This is a genomic window from Mycoplasma zalophi (genome assembly GCF_018914005.1).
GTDB classification, from domain to species: Bacteria; Bacillota_I; Bacilli_A; order Mycoplasmatales; family Metamycoplasmataceae; genus Metamycoplasma; species Metamycoplasma zalophi_A.
The window spans coordinates 261,888-275,535 of the sequence record NZ_JAHMHI010000001.1 but is presented as its reverse complement, the minus strand read 5'-3'; the positions used below and the strand labels follow the sequence as shown (position 1 = coordinate 275,535).

At 23.4% G+C, this 13,648-nt stretch carries 9 protein-coding genes; 3 read left to right on the top strand and 6 right to left on the bottom strand.

What is annotated here, in order from left to right; translation table 4 throughout:
• Positions 1 to 101: 101 nt before the first annotated feature.
• Both KQ877_RS01175 and xerA read right to left on the bottom strand, forming a co-directional pair.
• Positions 102 to 1,283: a restriction endonuclease subunit S gene (locus KQ877_RS01175; RefSeq protein WP_216535797.1), complete on the bottom strand. Its 1,182-nt coding sequence runs from the start codon at positions 1,281 to 1,283 to the stop codon at positions 102 to 104.
• An 11-nt stretch (positions 1,284 to 1,294) separates the two neighbouring features.
• A complete protein-coding gene (gene xerA, locus KQ877_RS01170; protein ID WP_216535796.1) occupies positions 1,295 to 2,269 on the bottom strand; it encodes a site-specific tyrosine recombinase/integron integrase in 975 nt (324 codons plus the stop codon).
• A gap of 104 nt (positions 2,270 to 2,373) precedes the next feature.
• Here xerA and KQ877_RS01165 point away from each other — a divergent pair, with 104 nt between their 5' ends.
• Positions 2,374 to 2,934, top strand: coding sequence for a restriction endonuclease subunit S (locus tag KQ877_RS01165; RefSeq protein WP_246777996.1), 561 nt, complete (start codon positions 2,374 to 2,376; stop codon positions 2,932 to 2,934).
• Here KQ877_RS01165 and KQ877_RS01160 read toward each other — a convergent pair.
• The 4 genes from KQ877_RS01160 to KQ877_RS01145 form a co-directional block, all read right to left on the bottom strand.
• A complete protein-coding gene (locus KQ877_RS01160; RefSeq protein WP_216535795.1) occupies positions 2,931 to 3,503 on the bottom strand; it encodes a restriction endonuclease subunit S in 573 nt (190 codons plus the stop codon). The two genes, KQ877_RS01165 and KQ877_RS01160, sit on opposite strands and share 4 nt — an antisense overlap.
• The gene (locus tag KQ877_RS01155; RefSeq protein WP_246777995.1) at positions 3,496 to 5,127 is read right to left on the bottom strand and encodes an HsdM family class I SAM-dependent methyltransferase; all 1,632 of its coding nucleotides are present in this window, start codon (positions 5,125 to 5,127) and stop codon (positions 3,496 to 3,498) included. The genes KQ877_RS01160 and KQ877_RS01155 overlap by 8 nt, the downstream gene beginning before the upstream one ends.
• A 21-nt stretch (positions 5,128 to 5,148) precedes the next feature.
• A complete protein-coding gene (locus KQ877_RS01150; RefSeq protein WP_216535794.1) occupies positions 5,149 to 8,325 on the bottom strand; it encodes a type I restriction endonuclease subunit R in 3,177 nt (1,058 codons plus the stop codon).
• Between the two features lie 860 nt (positions 8,326 to 9,185).
• Positions 9,186 to 9,332 (bottom strand): hypothetical protein, encoded by a 147-nt coding sequence (locus KQ877_RS01145; RefSeq protein ID WP_216535793.1) that lies wholly within the window; start codon positions 9,330 to 9,332, stop codon positions 9,186 to 9,188.
• Positions 9,333 to 9,888: 556 nt separating this feature from the next.
• Between KQ877_RS01145 and KQ877_RS01140 the strand changes: the two genes are divergently transcribed.
• A complete protein-coding gene (locus KQ877_RS01140; protein WP_216535792.1) occupies positions 9,889 to 11,754 on the top strand; it encodes a hypothetical protein in 1,866 nt (621 codons plus the stop codon).
• A gap of 2 nt (positions 11,755 to 11,756) precedes the next feature.
• Positions 11,757 to 13,643, top strand: a complete 1,887-nt coding sequence (locus KQ877_RS01135; protein ID WP_216535791.1) for an AAA family ATPase — start codon at positions 11,757 to 11,759, stop codon at positions 13,641 to 13,643.
• The last annotated feature ends 5 nt before the right edge of the window (positions 13,644 to 13,648 follow it).

Sequence of the window (13,648 nt, the reverse complement as noted above, 5' to 3'; positions counted from 1 at the left end):
GAATAATAATATAAGTGTAATAGCAATAGCTTACACTTTTAATAATTTTAAATTTGGTTTTTGTTATTAATGTTTTGTTATATAAACGATAATTTAGCTACTTACTCTATTGTTACTTGACTATTCATAAGTAGTGGTAATAAAAAGTCTCTAATTTCTTGCAGTTTCCTATTTGAGCAAATATTTTCAGTAATTTGTTTATAAATTGGGTTTGCTATTCTATGAAATTTTAGTAAAGTTTCTTTATCCGGAATTAGAATGTTAATAGAATTTAAATCATCATTATTAACAGCTTCTTGTGTAGCTCCATGAGATAAAATATCTTTTCTGATTTCAAAATATGGGCTTGATATGAAAGATGCAATATATTCAAAAGCTAATTCATTACAGTCTAAACCACAAAAACCTGTAGATAAAATACCATCCTTAATCATAAAATTCATATTATCTGTAATAAACAGGTGTTTAACACTATTTTTCATTTTAGCAAACCATACAGAATTTTTAATAGGCTGCATATTAGCTCTGCTTTCTCGATTATCATACGATATCTTGCTTCCTACAGATATATCTTTGTTATTTATATCAGCAGTAGCATAGTAAGTTTTATGGTCAAATTTATCGATACCAGGTTTTATTATCGATGAAATAGAATTATTAGCCAATGTTTCGATAGTCCAATTTTCAGGGATTTCTTTATTTAGAGCTTCACTATAAACAAATTTTTCCGAATTCGTATTGTAAGGCTTTAGGTTATTATCTGGAAATTCAAATTGAATAAACCAATAATTGTATAATGTACTTAATTGATTGAATAAATTATCGTTTATCTGATTGTTAAGCATTATTTTTTTGTCCAACGCACATAGTATTTTTGTTTTTTCTATTTGCTTATTAAATGGTAAATCTTCTATCAAGAATGAATTTAAAATATTCATTGTTAAAAATTTTGTTTGCGAACCTTGAGATAATCTCTTAAAATTACTTAAGTTTATTTTTAAATTATAGAAAATATAATCAATATCATATCCAATTTTAGCAGTTATGATGTATGTCCTTTGGTAAGCATTAAATTTACCTTTATATCTCTGACAGTGAAAATTTCCTTGTGCATTATTCCCAGCAAGCAATATAGCATCCATATCATATGCAAATTCATCAATTCTTAGTGGTTCTGCACCACAAGTGAAATATGGGTATATTCCTTTATCATTAGCAGCATTTGAATCTAATTTCCCGGTAATAATTTCTGCCACTTCAGTTAATTTCTTATATTTTTTCACATTATCACCTCTTATCCTATATATTTTTGATGTGCTATTTTTACATTACTTTGTTTTACCATAGCATATTTAAGTGTTGTATCCACTTTTTCATGTCCTAATAATCTTTGGACTTGTTCTATTGGCATACCTTTATCTATTGCCATAGTAGCAAGAGTTCTTCTAAATTTATGAGGGTGAACTCTTTTTATATTTAACTTTTCTCCGATTTTTTTGAGTCTGCACTCTATACCATTAATACTCATTCTATTATATGGATATTTAAGTGAAATAAAAAGAGCATTGTTGTTATCATTTCTTGAATTAAGATAATTTTTTAAATGTATTTTTGTTCTTGCATCGAAATACACAATTCTTTCTTTATTTCCCTTTCCTAATACTAAACACTCTCTTTCATTAAAATCAACATCTTCAATATTTAATTTTACTAATTCTCCAACTCTCATTCCCGTTGAAGCTAAAATGTCTATTAATGCTAAATCCCTATAATTATTTACATTATCTCTCATAATTTCTAGTTCTTCATCTGAGTAAGTTTCTTTTATTTTTATAGGTGATTTAACTTTTTTTATTCGTCTTACTGGGCTTTTAATAATGTAATTTTCATCTTCTAGTCATGAAAAGAAACTGGATAAAATTCTACGAATATTATCTATTGTTATTTTACTAGAGTTATTTTGTTTTTGATAATTAGATAAATAATTTCTTAAATCATTAGTATCTATTTCGTTTATGTATTTATTAACAAATTTTAACATTAAATTTATAGTTGATATATAGTATTTTATTGTGTTATCTGAACAACCTTCTAATTTTTTAGAATCTATAAATAAGTCTATTAATTCTTTATTTGATTTATCACCCTTATTTTCTTCGAATATTTCTTTAAATTCATAATTTAATGTTTGTTTTAACTGATTCATTTGTTTGTTATTTAAAATGTTTTGCATCTTTTGCATAATATTTTTTATAATTTTTTCTTTCATATGTCGTCCTCCTAAAAAAGAACGACGCTAAGTGCTGTTCTTCAATCTACTTCAGTTTTTGATTGAATATAAATACTCAGATAAACGATAATTTATATGCACAGATGAAGATTATTTATGAAAATATGATGTTTAATATATCTAAAAATAAAATTAAATATAAAAAATCTAATGTAAAATCTATAGCGCATGTAAAAACAGGGAAAAAAGATGCAAATTTTTCAACTAATAATGGAAAATATAAATTTTTTACGTGTTCTAATTCAACACTATTATGTAACGAATTTTCATTTGATAATTCTTCAATTCTTATAGCTGGTAATGGAGATTTTAATGTAAAACACTATACCGGAAAATTTAATGCATATCAAAGAACATATGTGTTAACACCAAAATATAAATATTATACTTTATTATATTTATCTTGTGTTTATAGAATGAATTCATTTAAGTATTCATCAACGGGTTCAATTGTAAAATTTATATCAAAAAACGATATTGATAATATACCTGTTTTTATACCTGAAGATGAAAATATTTTAAATACATTAAACTCTTTTATAAAAGTTATAGAAAAAAACAATATTGAAAATGATGAATTTATAAAACTAAAAGATTTTCTTCTACCGCTTTTAATAAATGGTCAAGTAACTATTGAAGATTAGATAAATAAATTATCGTTTATCTTGTTATTTATTTCTATTTTTTTATCTAAAGTCTTTAAAATATTAACTATTTTATTTTGCTCGTTCATTATCCTTTTTATAATTAATGTGTTTCTTATACTTTGCATTGTTATGTTTTGCTGCATAGAGCCTTGCTTTTCTCTTAAAAGAAATAATTGACCAAGAGGACTTTGAAGATAATATTTTACATATTCAAGGTTGTATGTATCATCTTTTAGTTCTAATTTTGCAACATTACTTCCAAGGTGACAAGTTTCATAATTATCAAAAATACCAACTTCTCCTATACTTCCAACATAAGGAATTAAAATTGCTTTTTTATTAAGGGTGCTTCTTTTTAATGAATCGGAAATATCTTTTCTAATGTATCAGTCATATTCTTTTATAAACAAACCATTTTTTATATTCTTTCCCTGAATTAAAGGTATATCATCTGCATTTTGCTTTTTATTAGTTGTGTAGGGTTGAATATATTTTGAATATTCAAAACCTGCCAATTTAGTAACAAAAAAATGCTTGTCTAATTTTTCAAAATCAAAATTACTCATATTTAATTTTCCTTAATTGCTCCATAATTTCATCATTAAGTTTATCTCCTTCATCAAATAGTTCTTGTAATTCTTTTTTATAATGATTCATTTTTGAAGAAAATTCTTCAGGACTTAATTCAACAAATTCGATTTTAATATCAAAATATTGACCTGCTGCTAATGAATAATTTTTAGCTTTTATTTCATCGTAAGAAACTGCAACTGAAAAAGAATCAACAGCTTCTTTTTTATTGAATGTATTAACAATTAAATCAATGTCAGAGTTTGTTAATCTTTTCTTTTTGTTCTTTCCATCTTGATAATCTTCACCAAGTTTAGAAGCATCTATTAATATAACTTTATCATGGTTTTTAGCATTATCAAAAAATAGAACTGATACATTAGTTCCTGTGTTTGCAAACACATTTGATGGCATACTTACACACCCATATACAAGTTTATCATCTACTATTTTTTTTAAAATTTTATTTTCTATTCCTGATTTAGAAGTAATAAATCCTGTAGGAATAACAATTGCTCCTTTTCCGATTTCAGATTTTAAAGAATTAATTACATGTTGAATAAATAGAGTATAAATTGCCATGCTTTCTTTTTTCTTTGCAGGAATATTTGGAACACCAGCTCAAAATCTCGACGGCATAGCAGCTAATTTTTCTCTTGTTTCTGAAAAATCCATTTTAAAAGGTGGATTTGATACAACAAAATCAAAAGTTTTTAAATCTTTTCCATCATCGCTTTTGTGATATGGTGCAACTAATGTATCACCTTGAATAGCATTATCTAAAGAAGAAACTAATCCATTTAAAATAAGATTCAGTTTAAGCATTTTATTACTGCGTTGAGAGATATCTTGAGCAAATATTGTACAGTTATTTTCTCCGATTTGATGAGATAATGCCATAACAAGAGTTCCTGTTCCAGCTGAAGGGTCATAAATTTCAATACTTTGATAATTTTTATTTTCTCCCACTAATAATCTAGCCATAATTTTTGCAATTGATTGTGGTGTGTAATATTCTGCATATTTACCACCTCCATTTGTATTGTAATCTTTAATTAAATATTCAAATATATTTGCAAAAAAATCATAATGTCCATCAAATACCTCTTCAAATGAAAAGTTTGCTAATTTATCAATTAATGCTCTTGCAAAATTAGAACGTTCATTTTCATCTGTTACATAAATTGTTATTTTCTCAAAAATAGGAATTTTAGTGTTTTGGACAGTTTGAGTAGAAAAAATATCCTCATTTTTGTTAGAAATTTCAACCATTATCTGGTCAAAAATAAGAGCAAAATCATCTCTTTTTTGTTGATTTCATAAGTTATAAATTAAATGTTGAGGATCTAACAATGGTACATCGGCTGATAATTCATCAAGTAAATTAAGTCTTTCTTCTTCGCTCATATTTGCATATGATTCTTCTCAATGTTTAGCAGAGTTTAACTCCTTACTTATTTTTTTTATTTCATAACCGAATTTATCATTAATAAATTTGTATAAAAAAACTTGCGTAATAATTTTGTATTCATTTCCATCATTACCCATTCCATAGACTTGACATGTTGATTTTAATTCATCAATTAATTTGATAGTCTTTTCTTTTACTTGTAAATTCAAAACAATTTCCTTTCTTCATTTTTAATCTTTATATATTTCATTATATTGATTTAAATATTCTGTTTTAATTTTTTCTAAAATAAAAAATTTGTCTTCTCTATTTATATCAATATTTTTTATTTTAAGTGTTGAGGTTATTTTACTCATAATAGTTTGATTAAAGTAAGCTTCTTTTTTTATAATGTGTTTATTATCAAAAACCATTTTATCTATTTCTTTTTTCAGGTTTAAAAATACTTCCATTATTTCAGTATCTTTATCTGAAATAATATAATTAAGAGATTTTTCCTTTCTTTTTATATTTTCTTCGTTAGTTCTTTTATGTAATCTAACAAACTTAACATCTCCATTATATTTTTTACATAAATTATCATTATTTCTTTGTAATTTATCGATTTTTTGTGCGCTTTCATTAAGGTGTTTTGAGATGTCTTCATATTCTTGCATTGTTGATATAGAAAATCCTTTTTCTTTAAATCTTATTCTGAATGCATCATATATTTTTATAAATTCAGGATCGTCTGGATCAATATTTTTTTCTAGTTTTAAAAATATCATCTTTAATTTTTCATTTAATTCATTTAAATCATATTCTGAAGTTATTTTTAATTCCTCTTCTAAATTTTTAGAGAAGTTAAACTCAATTTGTAGTAAAAAATCATTGAATAATAATTTCAAGCCATTATCATTATTAAAAAAACTTTTTTGATTAATAATGCCAATTTTATTAGTAACTATTGATATCATCTGTGGCAAACTATTAATTTGCATTTTGCTAAATTTCAATTTTAATTCATCATCTCCAAATGTTTTTACTCTATTAAAACAATCTCTTGCATCTTTGAGAGCATTTTTTAATTCTAATAACTCTTTTTTATCTTCGGTATTAGTAATTTCTTTTGAAAAATCCTCCAAATTGTCTGTTGTGTAATTAAATAGCAATTCATTAACTTTTTTTACTTTTGCAATTAATTTATCTTCGTTTTCTAAAACTTCATCATATGCATTTGTTTTTGTTATTTCGTTATTATCATTAAATTTTCCTAATTCCTCTAGATAGGCTGCATTAGTTTCTTCAAAATTTTTCTTAATATCTGCAAAATCTATAATAAAACCATATTTACAATCTTTGTATGGTCTGTTTACACGTGTAATAGCTTGCAATAAGTTATGGTCTTTTAGTTTTCGACCAAAATATAATCTTTTTAATCTTGGAGCATCAAATCCAGTAAGAAGCATGTTATAAACAATTAAAATATCTATAGTCATATTTTTTTTGAAATCATTTATAATTTGTTTTCTTGTTTCTTTATCATCAGTATCATGAAGAATTAATCCAGCTTTCAAATTAGTGTCATTTTTATTTATATTTGAAGAACTTTCATTCATTTCTGTTTGTATTTTATCAAACATTTCAAACATTTTTTTAGCTTGTGTGCTCGTTTCACAAATAACCATTCCACCCAATGTTTTATCATCATGAAGAATTCTAAAGTTTTTCATATCATTTATAATATATTTTGTTAATTCTTTAACATATAAATCGTGTTCAACTATGTAAGATTTTTTTACGTCTTTTTTTTGGACTAAAACGTCAAGATTGTCGTAAATTTCTGTCAATTTATCTTTGTATGATGTTTCTATATCTTCTCTTATAATCTTTAATGTATATCCATCTTGTATAGATTTATCATAGTAATATGTATGAATATACTCACCAAATATTTTTCAAGAAGCTTTTTCTTCATTTAATAAAGGTGTTCCTGTTAATGCAATTTTTATTGAATCAGTGTCAGCATTAAATAAATTACTTAAAAAACTACCTTCTGGTTTATAACCTCTATGAGCTTCATCTATAATAAAAATTCTTTGTAATTTGGTTGCGTATTTTGGTAATTCAATTTTTCTTTTATCTTCATAAAAACGTTGTATATTTACAACAGTAATTTCTAATTGACCACTAGTTCCTTGTAATGATTGAGTTGTTCTAAATTGTTCCATTAATTCTTGTTTACTGTTTGCTGTTTTAACAGATAATCCTCTATCTTCGAATTCCTGTTTTGATTGTTCTAACAAATCTAATCTATCTACAATAAAATAAAATTTAGCAACATAATTTTTGCTTGCAAAATAGTCTGTTAGGTATTTTGTAATGTAGTAAGACAACGCTGTTTTTCCACTACCTTGTGTATGTCATATAACACCGGATTTTTTACCTTCTTCAAGTTTTTGTTTAATAGCAAGGCTCGCAAACATTTGTTGATATCTCATTATATGTTTCTGGTTTATAGTAACTATATTCCCATCTTTTTCTCGAGTGGAATTTATATATGCAATTCCATATTTGATTAAAAATAACAGTCTTTCAAAACTACACATTGATGTAATAATTCTATTAGTTGGAGTTGTCTTACTTAAGTTATCTTTATATTCTGGTGTATTGTGTAACTCAGGACAGTTAAAGTCATTGAGAATTTTATTTTCTGTATTGGGATCTATATTTAAATACGGGAAGTTTTCATAGAAATAGTATTTATTATTGTTTACCGGATCTTCTCGAAAATGATTAAAAAAAGATTTATTTTTTGATGTTGTACAATAAAAAGAACCTTCTATTGAATTATTATCATCATCATTTGTAGAATAATCCATATTGTTAGAAAATATCATTAATTGAGTTATGTTCATAAATCTTCTAAACTTTTTATTAGGAAATCTTAAATTGTTCATTCTTTCGCTTTCAGCGATTATGCCACCTTTATTATTCGGTTTTTTAACTTCAATGAAAACAAGCGGTAAACCATTGATAAATAATGTTATATCGGGTCTAAATTCTTCATTACCATTTTTATATGTAAATTCGGCAGTAAAATGAAAAACATTATTATTTATATCATTAAAGTCGATTAATTTTTTTTCTACTGACAGCAACTTTTTATAAAAACTTTGTCCCAAGTCATCATTATTTAATTCTTGTTTAAGTTCTAATAAAATTTGTTTTGGATCACCCTTAAATTGAGGATTTAATTTCTTAAATTGTTTTTCAAAAATTTCAATTAGTATGTTAGTGTCGGGATCGTATAAAATATTAGCATCTGATTCAGAAATTTTGCCAAAATATTTATATCCTAATCTTGTAAGATGAACCAAAGCTGGTATTTGGACTCTTGTATTTTCATTAAATTTAGATTTTCCCATAATATTCACTCTCCATATTTTGCTTATTAAGCGCAACAATATCAAAACATAAATTATAAAATTGGCTATTTTCTACAATAATCGAGATTAGGTGATTAGATTTATCAATTTTGTAAATATTAGATGTTTTGGTGAGTTTGTGTAATCAATTATTTTTTACAGTATTAACAAAATAATATGTAAATTATTAAATCACATAAATTTTGTCATACTCACTATATTAATTTATAAGCATATTTTATCATTTTTTTCATATATTTTATTTATTATAAATAAATTAAATATAGATAATCTTTATATTAGCAATTATTAAATGGTTTCTTGTATATTACATTATTAAAAAAACACCTGCTTTAAAGGGTGTTGTTGTTTACGTATCCTAATAGATATAATTCACCATATAAAAAATTTAAAGAAAAAGTCGATAAGTTAACTAAAGATGATTAATTTTGAGCAAATAATCATTATCATACAGATTATAAACAACATCAAAGCAAAATAAATGACTTAATAAAAGATTATTTTGAAATTATAGATTTATATATCCAAACTAATGAAAATGAATATAAATAGCAATAATGTTAGATGCAAAATGTGGTAATACTAACAACACAAAGTAAATTAAAATCTAGATTATTATAAAAGCTAAGGTTTTAAATTTTAAGCAAAACTTTAACTATAATTAAAAACACCGCAAAAAACGCGGTGTTTTTGTTTTATATTCTATTTAAAATTATTGTATAAATACGCATTTTTATTAAATCTAATTTATAAATCTGTGAAATAAAAAACAAAAGTTCCACTTTTTTTGAACTCAATAAATGAGAACTTTTGTTTTTTATTTTGTGATCTCTCCAAGTTTAAATAAACACCTTTTTTTGCACAAAAGCAATATTTTTATCGAGCTCTGTTGAAATTTTATTGATAAACATTATGGTTTTTGATTCATCTTTTTTAGATAAATTTGCTAAATTTTTGTGTGCTTCTTTTCTATCATTTTTACTCATGCCATATGTCTAACATCCGCGTGTTTTTAGATTTTTGATCATACTAACATAGGTCATATTTTTCTTTGATCTTCAGGTATTTCATACTGATAAAAATATCTACAGTTTAAGTAAAACTAAACATTTATCCTTATATTTCAGTTAAATATAGAGTAATAGTGTTTAATTATTCAATTAATTTGACTAACGCTAATTTTTCTTGAATGCTGATTTTTTAAATTCTTATGCGTAATTATTATTTGACTTTTATTTGTCAGTTGTTTTCTAAGTTTATAAATCGTTTTTGTTGAAATGTTATGCCAGCAACAATGTTCTAGTTGTTGCTTTTGGATTATTTTTTATATATTCCAATTGATATCTTTTGTTAATTTCGTAATTACTTTTTATCATTACGTTAATACTTTATTACAAATTGGAACTTTTGTTTTTTATTTACCCTAGGAACTTTTGTTTTTTATTTCATATACGTTACGTGATAATTATTTTTCATTTAAATGCATAGTAAAAAAAGTATATAATTTTTATAAATTAAAATTTTAAAATTTTAGGAATGCTGATGATAGATAAAAAATTTGAATATGACAGTGAAAAATTTGATAAATATGGATGAATATTTTATTATTCTTTATTGTATGAGTTATGTAGTTTGATAAAAGAAAAACGATGATCAAAATTCATACGAGTTAATAATGATGATATTTTTGCAAACTCCGGAGAACATAAATTATCATATGATGATACAGAATTTTTATATATTCGTGACACACCTCAAATTCTACAAAGTCTTCGACCTTATTGAAATGAATCATTTGTTGATATAAGCGAATCAGAAAATAATAAATTACACAAACTTATTAAAAATCTTAAGTTAAATAAAAAGATTATCATAATTTATGATAGAGGTTATGATATTGAAAATTTTTTGAAAGTTTTAGCTTTAAAGTTAGCTAAAGAAAACTATTTCACTTTTTTATTTAATGGATTCTTTTCAATTTATACATCAGGTATATCGTTAGATTCATGATACGGAGAATTTGAAACTCTTCTAAAAAACACAAATAAGTTTGTGTTACTAGATATTTATAATGAATCATTATATACATTTGGAGATAGCTCTTCTTCAACCATAACCTATGGTAATAAGTTGTTTGAATATAGCAAAGAAAATTACATTATTAGTATTGTTCAAAAACCGTTTGCACAACAATTTACTAGCTACTTTGATTCATATAAAGAAGATTCTTTATATTTTATTTTAAACTTAAATATTTATGAAACACAAGAATATAACACATTATCATTTAAAAAATATTCACGAAATAATAACTATAATTTATCTAACGATAACATAATTAATTTTCAAAAATCATTTATCGCAAATAGAACATTCGAAAATTTAAACAAAACATTTTCTCAATATATAAATTATTTAAAACACAAAAATATAGCAAATTCAAAAATTAGCAACGAACATTTATATAATTTTTGAAATTATTTAAATAATCAAACAGATAAATTTACCACTTACAATGCTTTAAAAAAACAAGTAATATTGCGCTTTGAAAATTATTATAAGAATATCTCATTTATTCCTTTTGAACTAAAAGAACAAATAAAGAAAATAATTTTACAAAAAATTTCCTCAGATCAAATAACAAAAACAAAACCGATTTCTGTTTTATTAGTAAATTCTAATAATTACATAAATGATGTTATTTATGATTGAATTAATTATGCTTTACAAGGTGAAAAATCAAAAAGAATATCCATTAATTTTAGTCAAACAACAACCGTAAATGAAATAGATTTTTTAATAAATAGAAATATTGTAGATAATAAGCACTCATTGTTTTCATTAATATTAACAAATTTTAATAAACCTATTTTAATTAAAAGTATTAATAATTACATTTCTAAGAAATTTTTAAGAATAATAGATGAAGGTATAATTGAAAACAACAAAAAACAATCTATTCATTGTTCATCAAATTTATTACTATTTACAATAAACAACAAAAATTTAGAAAAAATACTAGACTTAAATTCAAATCAAAACACTAATTTAAATGTTTTGCTTTCAAATAATTTTTTACCACCAGAATTTATAACAAGACTAACTGAAATAATAAATTTAACAGTGATGAAAAAAAATATCGATAAATTATCAATTATTCGCTATATCATTTTCAAATACAAAAAACAACTACATAATTCACTACATGTAGATGTGAATTTAGATATTTCTATTGAAAATTATTTACTAACTATTGTGGATAATTTTGATGACTTACAGAATTTTGAAAAATTTGTATTTAGAAAATTTAACAAATCACTTGGTAATTTTATTTTAAATAATCAACTTAAACAAACAATATATTTTGTTTTAATGGATAGAGAAATAATAGTAATTGACAAAGGTTAGAAATGAAAAAAGCAACAAAAACACAAAATAATATAGATAATGATCTTGATTTCTTTATAAATGATGATTTTTCAACTGATTTTGATGAAGAAAGTTTATTTAATACTATTTCCATAAGACCAAAAGAAGAAAAAAAACCACACTGAAGTGATAAAATATCAGGCTTATCCATTAACGAAAGTGATGATATAACAAAACATGATCTTTATAAACAATTCATTAATTTAAAAAGTGTAAAACTACTAGAATATAACAAAAATGAAAATAAAAGCGGGTTATTTGATGACTTGATTAAAAAAATAAAAAATGAAATTTATGATAACAATAATGTGTTGTTTATTAGCGAAAGTAAAGAATCTTTTAATGATATATTAGATGATGTTTTAAAAGCTTCGTTTGAAAAAAAATACAGTGTTATAAGGTTAAATCTTGCAAATGAATTAAGTTGAGGGTCAAATAAATGAGGATATTATAGTATTGCTATGCAGAATCTAAATAATTTTTTTACTTCTGCTTCAATCTGCGCTCCTAATATTAAAGTTATTTTAGTTATAAATGATTTTATAACAAATCTATCCAATATAAATAACCATAACAAAAATTTGTTAAATGATACAGCATTTTTACTGCGTGAAATAGCAAAAAAAGAAAATGTTCAAATAATTAGTTACACTGATGAATTTACTTTGAAGTCATATGGTCATAATTTTTTTATTGATGAAATATTTAAATCAATAATAAATACAAAAAACATAAAAAATTATGAACTAGACTTGATAAATAATGCAATTATAAAAATATGTAATATAAAAAGCAATGTAACTAAAAAAGAAATAATAAATTTTGTTTATGATCATCCAATAAAAGTACAAGATTTTTTAAAAAAAGAGTTTTTATTTAAACAACTTTTACATTCAAATAAGCGAAATTCAAATTCTAAAAGCACCGAAAATATAAAAAATATTTATTCAGATCTTTTTTTACTACCAGCACAACCAACATTAAGTAAAGATGATTTTATTCAAAAGAAAAATAATATTAAAAAAACTTTAATTGGTTTGGATGATAAAGTTGAATTAATATGTAGTTACATCTACCCTTATTTTGCTAATTTTTCTTCAAATGATAAAGTTATTGCCAATTTTTTATTAATAGGATCATCAGGTGTAGGAAAAACAGAAATAGTAAAGCAAGTAGCAAAAGAGTTTTTTGGTGATAAATTAATTACAATAAATATTTCCGGTATTGATTTAAGCAATAAAATGAATGAACTAAGGTTTTTAACCGGAATTGGTCCAGAATTTAGTGATTCTATGGCTCAAAAAATAGTGGAGCTCGATGAAGGTGTTATTTTGTTTGATGAAATTGAAAAAAATCCTGATTTTACTAAACATCCTTTATTTACTGAAATAATTAGTTCTGGAAAACTTACAACAAGTAATAACACAATTATTAATTTAGATAAATTTGTAATTTTTGCAACTTCTAATAAATTTAATGATTTAATTTCAAATAATTCATTTTCTGAAAAACAAACCAGTAAATTATTTGAAAATTTCATAGGTAAAGAAAATTTATACTTTTATGACAAAATACTTGTATTTAGACCATATGATATTCAAAGTGTTGAAAAAATTATTAATTTATTAATAGATAATAAACTTTTAAATTGCAAAAAGAAAATTTATTTTGAAGAAAATAATAAGCAAAAATACATATATTTTCTAATTAAACATTACATGGAAAATAAAGCTGGAATAAGAGGAATAAAAAATTTAATTGAAAAAAAATTAGATTTAGTTATTGAGAAAATAGAAAAAACCAAAGAATTAAATAAAACATTTATAATCTTTTTTGAAGGTGAGAATATATTTTACATAACAAAATAAAGGAT